This window comes from Streptomyces bullii (assembly GCF_042657145.1).
Lineage (GTDB): Bacteria > Actinomycetota > Actinomycetes > Streptomycetales > Streptomycetaceae > Streptomyces > Streptomyces bullii.
In genome coordinates, this window is the sequence record NZ_JBHSNY010000011.1 from 186,844 (window position 1) to 200,225 (window position 13,382).

The 13,382-nt window shown below is 73.9% G+C and carries 11 protein-coding genes; 6 read left to right on the forward strand and 5 right to left on the reverse strand.

The features are described 5' to 3' along the window. The first annotated feature begins 132 nt into the window (after nucleotides 1-132). From ACFPZJ_RS30035 to ACFPZJ_RS30045, 3 genes are all read left to right on the forward strand, one after another. A complete protein-coding gene (locus ACFPZJ_RS30035; RefSeq protein ID WP_381028071.1) occupies nucleotides 133-1,323 on the forward strand; it encodes a carboxylate-amine ligase in 1,191 nt (396 codons plus the stop codon). Nucleotides 1,324-1,537: 214 nt separating this feature from the next. Beyond that, the gene (locus ACFPZJ_RS30040; RefSeq protein WP_381028074.1) at nucleotides 1,538-3,322 is read left to right on the forward strand and encodes an N-acetylglutaminylglutamine amidotransferase; all 1,785 of its coding nucleotides are present in this window, start codon (nucleotides 1,538-1,540) and stop codon (nucleotides 3,320-3,322) included. 266 nt (nucleotides 3,323-3,588) lie between these two features. Then, complete coding sequence (locus ACFPZJ_RS30045) at nucleotides 3,589-5,847, forward strand: S9 family peptidase (protein WP_381028345.1); 2,259 nt, start codon at nucleotides 3,589-3,591, stop codon at nucleotides 5,845-5,847. Nucleotides 5,848-5,927: 80 nt separating this feature from the next. On the opposite strand, the gene ACFPZJ_RS30050 is transcribed toward ACFPZJ_RS30045, so the two are convergent. Beyond that, entirely contained in the window at nucleotides 5,928-6,482 is a 555-nt protein-coding gene (locus tag ACFPZJ_RS30050) for a hypothetical protein (RefSeq protein ID WP_381028076.1), read from the reverse strand. A gap of 487 nt (nucleotides 6,483-6,969) precedes the next feature. On the opposite strand from ACFPZJ_RS30050, the gene ACFPZJ_RS30055 reads away from it, so the two are divergent. Both ACFPZJ_RS30055 and ACFPZJ_RS30060 read left to right on the forward strand, forming a co-directional pair. Continuing rightward, on the forward strand, nucleotides 6,970-7,263 hold the full coding sequence (locus tag ACFPZJ_RS30055; protein WP_381028079.1) for an ArsR/SmtB family transcription factor: 294 nt from the start codon (nucleotides 6,970-6,972) through the stop codon (nucleotides 7,261-7,263). Then, complete coding sequence (locus tag ACFPZJ_RS30060; RefSeq protein WP_381028082.1) at nucleotides 7,260-7,646, forward strand: VOC family protein; 387 nt, start codon at nucleotides 7,260-7,262, stop codon at nucleotides 7,644-7,646. Before ACFPZJ_RS30055 ends, ACFPZJ_RS30060 begins: the two co-directional genes overlap by 4 nt. Before the next feature lie 75 nt (nucleotides 7,647-7,721). On the opposite strand, the gene ACFPZJ_RS30065 is transcribed toward ACFPZJ_RS30060, so the two are convergent. The 3 genes from ACFPZJ_RS30065 to ACFPZJ_RS30075 form a co-directional block, all read right to left on the reverse strand. Then, complete coding sequence (locus tag ACFPZJ_RS30065; RefSeq protein WP_381028085.1) at nucleotides 7,722-9,083, reverse strand: serine/threonine-protein kinase; 1,362 nt, start codon at nucleotides 9,081-9,083, stop codon at nucleotides 7,722-7,724. Nucleotides 9,084-9,310: 227 nt separating this feature from the next. After that, nucleotides 9,311-9,967: a maleylpyruvate isomerase N-terminal domain-containing protein gene (locus tag ACFPZJ_RS30070; protein ID WP_381028087.1), complete on the reverse strand. Its 657-nt coding sequence runs from the start codon at nucleotides 9,965-9,967 to the stop codon at nucleotides 9,311-9,313. Nucleotides 9,968-10,039: 72 nt separating this feature from the next. Beyond that, the gene (locus ACFPZJ_RS30075; protein WP_381028090.1) at nucleotides 10,040-10,675 is read right to left on the reverse strand and encodes an acetoacetate decarboxylase family protein; all 636 of its coding nucleotides are present in this window, start codon (nucleotides 10,673-10,675) and stop codon (nucleotides 10,040-10,042) included. 233 nt (nucleotides 10,676-10,908) lie between these two features. Between ACFPZJ_RS30075 and ACFPZJ_RS30080 the strand changes: the two genes are divergently transcribed. Further along, a complete protein-coding gene (locus tag ACFPZJ_RS30080) occupies nucleotides 10,909-11,487 on the forward strand; it encodes a TetR/AcrR family transcriptional regulator (RefSeq protein ID WP_381028092.1) in 579 nt (192 codons plus the stop codon). Between the two features lie 690 nt (nucleotides 11,488-12,177). Here ACFPZJ_RS30080 and ACFPZJ_RS30085 read toward each other — a convergent pair. Then, nucleotides 12,178-13,269 carry a hypothetical protein gene (locus tag ACFPZJ_RS30085; protein ID WP_381028347.1) on the reverse strand — a complete coding sequence of 364 codons (1,092 nt, stop codon included), beginning with the start codon at nucleotides 13,267-13,269 and terminating at the stop codon, nucleotides 12,178-12,180. Nucleotides 13,270-13,382: the final 113 nt, after the last annotated feature.

A 13,382-nucleotide genomic window follows, 5' to 3' on the forward strand; every position in this document is an offset into this window, starting at 1 on the left:
GCGCTGAGGCGATTCGCATGCTTGTGCGGGCCCTACCAGGGCACCCGACATTCCGCGGATCGGCCTGCGCCGCGGCCATAGGGGCCGCGAGCCCAAGGCGGCCGACCGGTTGACACGGCAAGGGGAGACACCGTGACGTTGCGCATCGGCGCGGAGGAAGAGTTTCACGTGCTGGACGTGGAGAGCGGGCGCCTGGTGCCACGGGCCCGCGCCGTTCTCGACCGGTTGGACAGACCCGGCTTCACGGCCGAGCTCCAGCAGTCGGCCGTGGAGACCAACAGCCAGGTGCACGACACACTCGACGACCTGTACGCGGATCTGGCCGGGGCCAGGCGCCGGCTGGACACGGCCGCTTCCTCCCTCGGTCTCGCCGTGGTGGCCGCCGGCACGGTCCCGCTGGCCCGGATCAGCTCGCGGGACATCACCGCCGACTCCCGTTACAAGCACCTGGCCGACGAGTACCGCAAGGTCGCCCACGAACAGCTCGTCTGCAGCGCCCAGGTGCATGTGGACGTACCCGACCGGGACACCGCCGTACGCGCCATGTGCCTGGTGTCCCCGTGGCTGCCGCCCCTGCTGGCACTGTCCGCCAGCTCACCGTTCTGGCTGGGCGCGGACACCGGGTACGCCAGCTGGCGCACCATGCTGTGGCAGCGCTGGCCGACCGCCGGGCCCGCCGGCTGCCATGCGAGCGCGCGGGAGTACGACGCCGCCGTCGAGGAGCTCATCGGCTCGGGCGTCATCAGCGACGCCGGCATGGTCTACCACGACGTCCGGCCCTCCGCTCACCAGCGCACCCTGGAACTGCGCGTCTGTGACGCCTGCCCGCGGGTCGAGACGGTCGTCCTGGTCGCCGGTCTCTTCCGGGCGCTGGTGCGCGACGCGTGCGCACGGCTGGCGGACGGCGACGGCCCGGTCTGCGACGGCCGCCACGACTGGCTGCGCGCCGCCACCTGGCGCGCGGCCCGCTCCGGGCTGGAGGAACACCTGGTCGATCCGGAGACCCGGCGGGCCGCACCGGCCCCCGAGGTGCTGCGCCGGATGCGGGACCGGCTGCGCCCGGCGCTGGAGGCGTCCGGTGACTGGCACACCGTGCACGCTCTGCTGGAAGAGGCCCTGCAGGCCGGGAGCGCCGCCCTCCGGCTGCGCCGCGCGGCGGCGGCCGAGGACCTGCTCGCCAGCGTCGACCTGATGGTCGACGAGACCCGCGGCGGTCGAGCCGGACGGCGCCCCGCACCGGCCGCCCTCCCGCCGATCACCCCGGTGCGAACCGGAGGTGCCCGCCCGTCCCTCAGGACCGCGGCCGGGGGCACGGTCGGCTGATTCCCGTGCCGCGCCACTCTTTCGTCCCCTCTCGCGTCGGCGACGCTCCGCCCGGGCAGCCGCAGGCCCGGCCGGGCGGGCCGACAGCAGCGTTGTCATCAAGGAGTCGCACCACCATGCCCAGCTCATCCCCGTCTCCCCTCACCCCGTGCGCGGTCACCGCCTTGTCGCGGTCCGCCCCGCCCAAGGACGTCGCCGGAAGGAGGTCCGCCTGATGTGTGGGCTCAGCGGCGAGATCCGCTTCGACGACGGGCGGCCGGACGTGGCGGCGGTCGAGCGCATGACCGACCGGCTCGCGCCCCGGGGCCCCGACGGCCGCGGGCTGTGGTCCCAGGGGCCGGTCGCCCTCGGCCACCGGCGCCTCAAGATCATCGACTTGTCGGACAGCGGCGCCCAGCCGATGACCGACCCGCACGGCCGACTGGCCGGCGTCTTCAACGGCTGTGTCTACAACTACCGCGAGCTGCGCGACGAGTTGCGCGGCCTCGGCCACAGCTTCTTCTCCGACTCGGACACCGAGGTGGTGCTCAAGGCGTACCAGGAATGGGGCACGGCCTGCGTCGACCGCTTCTACGGCATGTTCACCTTCGTGATCGTCGAGCAGGACACCGGGCGGGTGGTGCTGGCCCGCGACCGGCTCGGCATCAAACCGCTGTACCTCGCCGAGGCGCCGGACCGGCTCCGGTTCGCCTCCTCGTTGCCGGCGCTGCTGGCCGCCGGCGGGGTGGACACCTCGCTGGACCCGGTCGCCCTGCACCAGTACTTCAGCTGGCACGCCACCGTGGCCGCGCCCCGGACCGTCCTCACCGGCGTGCGCAAGCTTCCGCCGGCCACCGTCCGTGTGATCGAGCCGGACGGCACACACCGTGACCACTGCTACTGGCAGCCCGCCTACACCCGCCGGCCCGAGTACGCCGGTCTGAGCGCCGACGACTGGACGGACGCCGTGCTGGAGACGCTGCGCACCGCCGTACGCCGCCGCATGGTCGCCGACGTGCCGGTCGGCGTGCTGCTGTCGGGCGGCCTCGACTCCAGCCTCATCGTGGCCCTGCTCGCCCAGGAGGGGCAGCGCGACCTGGCCACCTTCAGCGTCGGCTTCGAGTCGGAAGGGGACGAGGAGGGCGACGAGTTCCGCTACTCCGACCTGGTGGCGCGGCACTTCGGCACCGCCCACCACCAGCTGATGGTCCCCTCCGACCGGGTCTCCCGCGCCCTGGACGGTGCGGTGGCGGCCATGAGCGAACCCATGATGAGCCACGACGTGGTCGCCTTCCACCTGCTGTCCGAGCAGGTCGCCAAGGAGGTCAAGGTCGTCCAGAGCGGCCAGGGCGCCGACGAGGTGTTCGCGGGCTACGACTGGTACCCGGCCATGGCGGGCGTGCCCCGTCAGCGCGCCGCGCAGGCCTACATCGACGCCTACTTCGACCGGTCGCACGCCGACCTCGCCCGCATCCTGGAGCCCGGTCTGCTGCCCGGCCAGGACGCCTCCGGCGACTTCGTACGCGCCCACATGGCGGCCCCGGGTGCCGAGACCGCCCTCGACGCGGACCTGAGGCTCGACACGCACGTGATGATGGTCGACGACCCGGTCAAGCGCGTCGACAACATGACCATGGACTGGGGTCTGGAGGCGCGTGTGCCGTTCCTCGACCACGAACTGGTCGAGCTGGCCGCCGCCTGCCCGCCCGAACTCAAGCTCGCGGACGGCGGCAAGGGCGTACTGAAGGCCGCCGGACGCAAGGTGCTGCCGCGGGAGGTCGTGGACCGGCCCAAGGGCTACTTCCCCGTTCCGGCGATCAAGCACATGGCCGGCCCGGTGCTGGAGCGGGTCCGCGAAGCCCTGACCGCCCCCGAGGCGAAGGGCCGGGGGGTCTTCCGGCAGGACTACGTGGCCGAGTTGCTCGCGGCGCCCGACGCGCACCGCACCCGTCGCGGGGCGAACACGCTGTGGCAGGTAGCTTTGCTGGAGATATGGCTGCAGACGCACGGGATCAACTGACCGGCAGGCGGGCGCCCCGGCCGTCCGCGCCCTCCCGGACCGGCACGGCGGAGACCGCCCCACCGGGCCCGGGTCCAGCACGGCCTGCCGCCGACGACGGGGCTCCCACGCCGCTTCCCGCCCGCGCGACGGGTACGGTTTCCGCGCCGCCCGCCCGTCGTGAGGACACGGCCACCACGCCACCCGCCCATCCGGTGGACGCGGGGGGCACCCGGACGGACACCGACGACCGGGACGTCCCGGCCCGGACGCGGAACGCGCACGGCGTGCGGGGCACGCAGGGCGAGCCGGGCACGGGCGGTACGGAGCCCGTGTCGTCCCGGGCGCCGCTGGCCGCGCCCGCGCCCGCCTTCCTGCCGGACGCCACGGCGGCCCACGACGTGCCGCCGCTCGTGACGGCCCACGGCTGCTGGTATCCCTCGGTCGACCCCAGCGGACGGCAGGTGGCCTTCATCTGCGACCGGCGCGGTGTGCCGCACCTGTGGACCGGACCGGTCGACGGCGACGCCGCGCACCTGCTGGATGCCGATCCGGACCCGGTCGTCGAGGTGTCCTGGTCGCCCGACGGCCGGTGGATCGCATACACCACCGCGCCGGGCGGTGGTGAGCTCACCCGGGTGCTGTGCGTACGGCCCGACGGCACGGGCCGGCGTGTGCTGGCCGGTGCCGAGCCGGGCAGCTCCGCCCATCTGGGGTGCTGGCGGCACGACGGCTCGGCCGTCGCGGTGACCGTCGCCGAGCCGTCCCCGGGCACCGACCCGGGCGCTTCGGAGGCCGGGCCCGTACGCGCCGGGACCGGGATGCCCGGGGCGTCGCGCCCTCCCGGGTGGGACGCGCGGGACGGTCATGCCGTACTGCTGGGCGGGCCGTCCTCCGGTGCGGCTCCCCGGCCGTTGACCGTGCCCGAGGAGACCGCGGACGGAGCCGGGACCGGCGTCGACGAGCCGGTGCCGCTGACGCTGTCCACGTACCTCGTCGACCCCGAAGGCGTGTCCGCACCCGTGTTTCTCGCGAGTGAGCGTGGCGCGGCCACCCTGCGCGTGTGCGACCTCAGCCGCGACGGCCGGCTGGCCCTGCTCCGGCGCGGGCCGCGAGGCCGCCGCGAGGCCCTCGTCGTGCGCACCCGCGACCCGCGGGTCACCTGCACGGTGCCGGTCGCCGACGGCGATCCCTGGATCGGCGGGTTCGCGCCGGACGGCCGGACGCTGTGGCTGCGCAGCGACCACGGCCGCGAGTACGCCGCCCTGTACGCGGTCCGGCTCGACGCCGACGGACGGCAGTCGGGGCTCACCGTAGCCGCGGAACGCGCGGACTGCGGACTGGAACTGCTGGCCATGGACCGGGACGGGCGCGGCGCCCTGCTCTCCTGGAACGTGCGCGGTGTCAGCGACCTGCGGATCGCCGCTCTGGACACCGCCACCACCGCCCCCGCCGACGAGCCCGCGACGAACACGCCGACGGGCATCGCGGCGGACACCGTGTCGGACCGCACGACGGCTCACGCGCACGCCCCGGCCGCGGCCGGGGAACCGGCCCCGCCCCGCGCAGCTGTCCGTTCCTCCCGTGCCGTACCCCTCCCCCATGAGGTGGTCACCCGTGTCGTGCCGACCGCCGACCCGGACGCCCCCGTCGTAGCGCTGTCCGGATCACAGCGCCGCCCCGGCGTGTGGTGGCTGCCCCAGGGCACGCCCCTGCGTACGCCGTGGTCCTCGCGCGACGAGGACGCGGCCCCCGGAGACCGCCCGCCCGTACGGCCCGTGCCGATGCGGCCCACCGCCCGGGACGGTCTTCCGCTGGGCGGCTGGTACTACCGCGCACCGGGCCGCGCGCCCGGCGAACCAGCTCCCTGCGTCGTCCATCTGCACGGCGGCCCGGAGGAGCAGGAACGCCCGGTGTTCGACCCCCTCTACCACGAACTGCTCGGCCGGGGTCTGGACGTCTTCGCCCCCGACGTACGCGGCTCCTCCGGCTACGGACGCTCCTTCGTCGACGCCGACCTGGGCGCGGGCAGGTTCGCCGCCATCGACGACGTCGCCGACTGCGCGGCCCACGTGGTCCTGGCCGGGCTCGCCGACCCTCGGCGGCTGGCCGTCATGGGCCGCTCGTACGGGGGTTACCTGACGATGGCCTCCCTGGTGTGGCATCCGGACCTGTTCCGCACCGGTGTGGCGGTCTGCGGCATGTCGGACTTCGCCACGTTCTTCGCCGGCACCGAGCCCTGGATCGCCCGGTCGGCGGCGCACAAGTACGGGCACCCGGAACGCGACCGCGACCTGCTGCACGCGCTGTCGCCGTTGCACCGGATCGAGGCGCTGCGCGCGCCCGTGCTGGCCGTCCACGGTGAGCACGACACCAATGTGCCGCCGGGCGAGTCGGAACAGTTCGTCCGCGCGGCCAGGGAGCGCGGCCTGGAGGCGGAGCTCCTCGTGCTGCGTCACGAGGGTCACGACTTCCGGCGCGCCGACAACCGCCGCCTCTTCCGACGGACCGCGGCGGACTGGATCCAACGCCGGCTGGCGGGCTGACCGGGGCCCGTTCGCGGCTGCAGGGCGCATGGGCGCAACACGGGGGGCTTCCGCCGCGGCCTGGCCGGCGGTCCGTCACGTCAGCCGGACACGAGGTGCAGGATCGCCGTGCCGTCCTCGCCGGTCGCCGCCCGGATCACCACGGCGTCGGGCTGCGGACTCGGGCGGCCGGTGTCTCCCGAACGCCCGCAGGAGGTGCCGCCGCCGTTGCCGCGCAGCACCGTGACGCACTCCTGCCCCGGGCCGAGGGTCCCGATCTTGGACCGGCTGTCGCCCGACTTCACCGTGTAGGCGACCTTGTCCGGGCCGACCTCGGTCACGGACAGGGTCGCCGGACCGGCCGGGCCCTGGAAACGGAAGGTCACCGGCTCGGACACCGCGATCTCACAGGTGCCGTCCGCGCAGGCGCCGGCGTCCCGCCCGTCAGCCGTCGCCGCAGAGGGGTGTGTCGACGGCTGCCGGGTGGAGGTCTGCCCGGCGGGGGACTGGGGGGTCTGCCGATGCGGCGAGGACGCCCCGTCGGCGCTCTTCGAACTGTCGCAGCCGGCCATCACCAGCGCGGCGACCGCGACGGCCGTCCCGCGTCGATACCGGCGCCCTCCTCGCGGTGCGCGTGCCGAGGTCGTCGCGGTCATGGTCTCGCCCCCGTGTCCGAGCGTCCGAGCGTGCGGTGGTGCGGTGTCGGGCAGCCAGTCTGCCCTCTCGGCATCGTCGTCACGCGCCGCGGCACACCGCGTCGCCTTCCTCGTCTTGCCGAGCCGTCAGCCGTGCGCTGCGGCGGCCTCCGGTCTCGAACGGACCGGTGCCGACAGGGGGGTAGGCGACGACGACGCAGGCCGCGCGCGGAACGGCAGGCGAAGTGAGCGCTCAGCGGGAGCAGGGCGGCGAGGACGAACCCGGCCGGCCGTACCCGGCGCCGCTGGGCGCGTACGGCGCGGAGACCCGGCGAGGACACGGGGCTGCGGCACGGTGAGCGCCGCTCCACGCCGACGCGGGCAGGTCCCGCGCGGCGTCAGCGACCGCGTGCGCCGCGGCGCGGCGAGCGGCCCCGCCGCCACGCCGCTGCCCCGCGTCCGAGCCCGCCCTTGATAGGCAAGTCGTCGCTTGCCTATCGTGGTGGTCATGTCGGAGGATGTCTTCAAGGCACTGGCCGACCCCACCCGTCGGCGCATCCTCGACGAGCTGGCGGAGCGGAACGGCCAGAGCCTGTTCGAGCTCTGCACACGACTGGTGACCCGACACGGTCTGGGGCTGTCCCGTCAGGCGATCAGCCAGCATCTGGCCGTACTGGAATCCGCGGGTCTGGTCGTTTCGCGGCGCGAGGGCCGCTACAAGTTCCACGACCTGAACACCGAACCCCTTGAGCGCGTCATGCACCGATGGCTCAAGCCCGACGCACCGGAGAGCTCCCCATGAGGATCCACCTCACCAGCGTCTTCGTCGACGACCAGGAAAGAGCCCAGCGCTTCTACACCGACGTGCTGGGTTTCGTGACGAAGCACGACGTGCCGATGGGCAGGGACCGGTGGCTGACCGTGGTCTCGCCGGAGGATCCCGACGGGACCGAACTCCTCCTCGAGCCGTCCGGCCACCCCGCGGTGCAGCCGTACAAGACGGCGCTGGTCGAGGACGGCATCCCGGCCGCCTCGTTCGCCGTGGACGACGTCCGGGCGGAGTACGAGCGGCTGCGCGGGCTCGGCGTGCGCTTCACCCAGGAGCCGCTGGAGACGGGCGCGGTCACCACGGCGGTGTTCGACGACACCTGCGGCAATCTGATCCAGATCGTCCACAGCGAGTGAGGCGCCGGCCCGGGGGCCGGGCCGATCGCGCTCCTGGCTCAAGGCAGGGCCGCGCCGCGGCGCCGAGGCAGGCGATCAGTCCTCCTCGTCGTCCTCGCTCCGGCGCTTCGGCTCGCGCGCCTTCTTCCCGCCGTCGTGTGCCTCGGGAGGCCCTGGCTTTTCGTCCGGTGTCTCCTGGAGCACGGGGCTCGAAGGCGTCGAAACGGAGCTCACGGGGACCGGCACGGGGCTGGAGAAGGTCGGTGCCGTGCCCGGGTCGGTCGACGGCGCCGAGGACGGCGACGCGGGACCGGACTCCGTGGTACGGCCGGGGCCGGTCGGGGAGGTTTCCGTCGCGCTGCGGTCGGGCGCGAACCACGTCATGCCGATCAGCACGGCCGCCAGGAAGATCACCGCCCCGGCGACGACCGTGGCCACCACGGGTCGGCTCGACAGGGATGCCCGTGCGCGCGGCCGCCGCTGGACGCCCCGGCGGGAGTGGCCGCCCGTGCCTCCGGTGGCATGCGGCAGCACGTACGTGGTCGCGGGCCCGGCCTCACCGGCCGGACGGTTCCGCTCGGACACCGGCCGGGTCGCCGGGCGGGCGGGAGCCGCTGACGCCGTGGCGGCGGGCAGGGGCTCGGGGCGGCCCTGCCAGGCCCCGGTGGCGAACCAGTCGGCGACCTCCTGGGCCGTGGGCCGGTCCTCGGGCTGCTTGGCGAGCAGACCCATCAGGTAGTTCTCGAAGGCGGGCGGCAGGCGGACGCCGGCCTCGCGGGGCGGTACGGGCGGGGTGTCGAGGTGCTGGTGGAGGATGGCGAGCGCGCTGTCGGCCTCGAACGGCGCCCGCCCGGTGAGGAGTTGGTAGAGCACACAGCCGAGGGAGTACACGTCGGACGCCGGTCCGGCGGGCTTGCCCAGGGCTCGCTCGGGTGCGAGGTACAGACTGGTGCCGACGATCTGCCCGGTGGCGGTGAGAGCGGCGGCCGGGTCGTCGACGAACCGGGCGATGCCGAAGTCACCGATCTTGACGGTGCCGTCGGCGTCCATGAGGAGGTTGCCGGGCTTGATGTCCCGGTGGACCACTCCCTGCCGGTGGGCGGCGGCCAGGCCGGCGGCGGCCTGTGCGGCGATGCGGGCCACGCGCTCGGCGGGCAGTGCGCCCGAGCCGGCCAGCACACCGGCGAGGCTCTCGCCCTCGACCAGTTCCATCACCAGGAACAGCCGGTTGTCGTACGCGCCGAAGTCCAGGACGCCGACCAGATACGGGTGGTTGAGCTGACCGGCGGTCTGCGCCTCCAACCGGAATCGGGAGGCGGCGGTGGGGTCGGAGTCCTGGGCCAGCAGGAGCTTCACGGCCACGGGTCGGCCCAGCGTCTCGTCGTACGCCCGCCAGACCTCCCCCATGGCACCGCGCCCCAGGACAGCATCCAGCCGGTATCGGCCCGCAATCAGCACCTGCGTGTCTTCCTCAGTTCCGTGACGACTCGAACGCCGCAGGCCGGACCCACCGCTGGAGAACGGCGGGTGGTGGGGGGTGCCGCAGCGCCATCAGCGTACCGGCCGTTGGACCTCTGACCGGCCACAGTGCCTCATCTCCCGGGCGCCGCAGCACAGTTGAGGCGTACCGCGCCGTGCAGAGGGCGGTGACAGGCCGGTGCACGACGGTCACGAGGGTGGGCCGCTCAGCCGAGGACGAGTGGGAGCCTCACCGGGAAGTCGCCCAGCGCGGCCCGCTCCGCGTCGGTCGGCGCGCGCCGGCCGGTGCCGATCAGCAGCGCGTCCCGGGCGGAGAACGAGACGGGAAACGGAGTGCCGGCGATCTTCTCCAACGCCGCGCGTGCCGCAGCGAGCGTGTCGGCGGGCGGTTCGGCGGCCGTCGGCAGATGCGCGATCAGGTCGAGGTGATGCAGGGTCCATTCGAGCACGTGCGCGGAGAGGTAGTCGCCGACGGTCAGCACCTTGTCCTGGGTGCTCACGCGGGCTGCGGGATCGGCGAGTTCGGCGGCGCGGCCCGCCGCGGAGCCGACGTCGTCGAGGTGGAACCTGAGCCATCGCGGTTCGCCGTACGCGGCGGCCAGTCGCGGGATAAGCGCGTCGAGCGGGTCGTCACCGGTCGGAGACTCGTCGAGGAGGTTCCAGTAGGTGACCGCGTCCGCGGTCGGTTGGCTCTCGGCGGGTGTGACCAGGGTGATCAGAACATCCTGGGCGTCGATGACCAGGTGGCACACCAGGTCCCGCACGAGCCAGCCGGTGCAACCGGACGGCCGTTCGAAATCCTGGTCCGGCGTTTCGGCCACCGCCGTGAGCAACGCCGTCCAGGAACGTGAGAAGAGATCCACCGCGGCACGGTAATGCCGGACCGGAACGGCGGACAACCGTGTTTGCGACCGGCCGGCGCGTGGGCGCGGACGCTAGCGCTGGCCCACGGTGCTGCGGAAGTCGCGGACCCCCAGCGACAGCAGGGGGCTGTGGTGGGTGAGGAAGGACAGGGGTGAGGACGGCTCGGCCGCCGTGCGGGCGCGGCCGAGGCAGGGCCGTCCGTGGATCCGGAGCGGCACACGGCACGTCGTGCCGTCCGGCCGCTGCTGGATCAAGTGCGCGCGTGCCGGCAACCTCCAGGGCAGCCGCAACAGGTCGTGGTACTCGACGCGGACGCCGGGAGCGCCGCTCGGGGTCAGTTCGGCCCGCATGCCGCCTCGGTCGGCGTGCAGGGTGAAGCGGCCCGGGTGTTTCGGGATGCCCCACAGGGCGCGCCCTCCGGCCAGCGCCTGTTCGTCGTCGACCCAGGCGGCGACGGTGCTGGCGGCCAGGCGCCGCCGGTACCGTACGGCCATGGCGATGAGGAATTCCCGGTAGGCGAGGACGCCGCCGGGCTGGTAGTCGACCCAGAAGGTGACCAGGGTGCAGCGCCGCCGCACGATCCAGGGACGGGCCCCGGGTGGCAGCCGCCAGTGCGGCAGGTCACCGGCTGGGACGCGCCACAGCGAGACGAACATGTCTCCGGTGAGGTTCCACGGCTCAGGGGGCACGGAGCCTGGTCGGGTCACGATGAGGCCCTCTTCCTCGTCTCGTCGCGTACGGGACGCGGGCCGCGGTGCGCGGGCGCACGACGCCGTGCGTGCCCAGCATCGCGCCGGCTGCCCCCTCCGAGCCACCGGACCAGGTTATGCACCCGTGGGCGGTGACCGGAGGCCGGTGATCCCGTCGAGCCTCAGTTGACTCCGACCGTAGTACTATGCACGCAGTGGTTAGCGGGTAGGTTACAGCTGGAGTGGTGGCAGTGGTGAGACGGAACGACCAGCGGCGTGCCGCCCTCGTCGACGCCGCGATCGAGGTGCTGGCCAGGGAGGGCGCACGGGGCCTGACGTTCCGTGCGGTGGACGTCGAGGCCGCCGTGCCGGTCGGCACCGCGTCCAACTACTTCTCCAGCCGCGACGACCTGCTCACCCAGGCCGGCGCCCGCGTCTATGAGCGGCTCCAGCCCGACGAGGCCACGATCGCCCGCCAGCGGGCGGCCGACCGCGACCTGGCAACGTACGCGGAACTCATGCGGGAACTCGTGGACCGCGTCGCATCCTTCCGCACCGGCTACCTCGCGCTGCTCGAACTCCGCCTGGAGGCCACCCGCCGCCCGGAGCTGCGCAAGGTCCTCACCGAGCGCGTCCGGGCCGACGTCGACGCCAACGTCGCCTACCACGAGGCCTCCGGCCTCCCCGGCGACGCCATGGCCGTCAAGCTGCTCATGCTGACGCTGAACTGGCTGATCGTCGAACAGCTCACCCTGCCGGACGTCTTCACGGAGGCCGAGCGCCAGCAGCTGGTGACGGCCGCGGTGCAGCGCATCGTGGCCGCCGAGTAGGGACTGCGGCACGGCATCACCCTCCTCGGCCCCGGCGACGGGGCGGCCGGGCCGCTCGGAACCGTGACAATCCGCCAGGGCGACCGCTGACGCGTGGGCCCGCCGCTTCTCGTCCCCCGAGGCATACCGCAGCCGCGGGACAAGCGCACAACCGGGCCGTACGTTCCCGGGAACGCCGACGCCCCGGTCTGCACCGCAACACCGACAAGCTCCACCCGGGCGACTAAAAGGCAGGTGCCCCAGCGCCACTCGGGGCGTCGGCGCCCTGCGCGCCATCGAGCAGGCCGGACGCTGCTGCTGGCACACCGGGCTGGGCCGGGCTGGACCCGTGCAGGCCGACCTCGGATTCCAGGGCCGTCCGCGTCCGTTCGCGGGCGGTCGTCACGTCAGCCGGCGCCGGCCCGGCGACGGCCGGGCTGCGCGGGTACCGGGAACAACGCGGCGGTGGCAGCAGCCACGCACGCTCTGGCGCGCCACGGCGTGCGACGAGGCATCGACCGACTCCCCCCCTTGTCGACGGGCCCCCGGCGGCAGCTGGGCCCGACCGCCCGGGGGCGGCTGGACAGCGGTAGCGATCCTGACAGAGAGCCCGCAGGGGAACGAGGGTCTTTCAGGTCAGCCGTGCCGCCTGCGACGCACGCGGCCGTTGGTGCGGTCGGGGCGCGGACAGCGCACCCGCCGCACCGTCGCTCACGACCGTGTGGCGGTCCCGCACCCCGCTTCGCCGGCCTGCTCCATCCGCGTGTCCATGGCGATGCTGCGGTCGTACGGGTCGACCTCGGGCCCGCCCCCCGTGGCCGCGCGCTCGGCGCCGAACTCGGGGGTGAGGTAGCCGGTGTGGGTGCCGCAGCCTCCGTTGGCGATGTCCACCTTGTAGGACACGAGGGAGAACGTTCCCGGCGCGACGACCACCTTCTCCGGGTCGTCCCAGCTCATCACGACCTCGCGGCGCACGATGGTGCGCGCGACCTCGTCACTTCCGGCCTTGGCGCGTACGACCGGATAGACGTACGTGACGTCGCTGGTCACCTCGACCGCACCGCGTTCGCCCTCGCGGAACGTGACCCGTCCCCGGGTCTTGACCACGTCGCCGACGAGCCGCACGTCCTTGGTGAAGCGGCTGAACAGCAGCAGAGGGTCGTTGTCCCGGCTCGGCGTACGGAACGCGGTCGCCAGGTAGTCCCGCACATCCCGCTGATGCGGATTGATCAGCGCGATCGCCCGCTTCGGGCGCTCTCCCCGCAGCACCCCGGCGTCCAGGCTGGACGCGACGAGGAAGTCACGGCTCTTGTCGAGCGTCCGAGCGACCTGCTCCTCGGTCATCCAGCCGGTCGCCCGCGCGGCGGGCAGATGGATGCCCGCTGTCCCGTCGCCCCAACGCGCCGCGGGCGAACCCCTGAACGGCTCGTCCAGCGTGGGCAGTCGGGCTGCCGCCTCCGTCGCCGGCGGCTGTTCCGGGCGTTCCGACTCCGCGGCGAGCGGTGCGCTGGGCTCGTCCCCGCCTCCGAACCATCCGGTCACCCGCCCCGGGGCCAGCGCCACGACCAGCAGGCCGACGGCGGCCAGGAGACCGACCGCGTACCAGGCCTTGCCCCGGCGCCGCCGGGCCGGTTGATGGGTCCGCCATCCCTCCGGCTGCCCGGGCTGCTCCTTCAGCCGCCGGGCCACCATCCGGGCGCGCGCGGACGGCTCCTGCGGCGCGCCCCGCGTCCCGGCCTCGGCCTCCCGGAGGAACCGCTCCCACTCCTCGTCCGGTATCGACGACGTCCCGTCCTTGCCCACGACGTGCTCCCGCCCCTTCCCACGCACCCGCGCCCACACGACCGCGCGGCCCGGCGAGAGACGTGCCCCCACCCGGTGCGCGATCTCGCCCACCGACTCCTGGCCCTCGACGG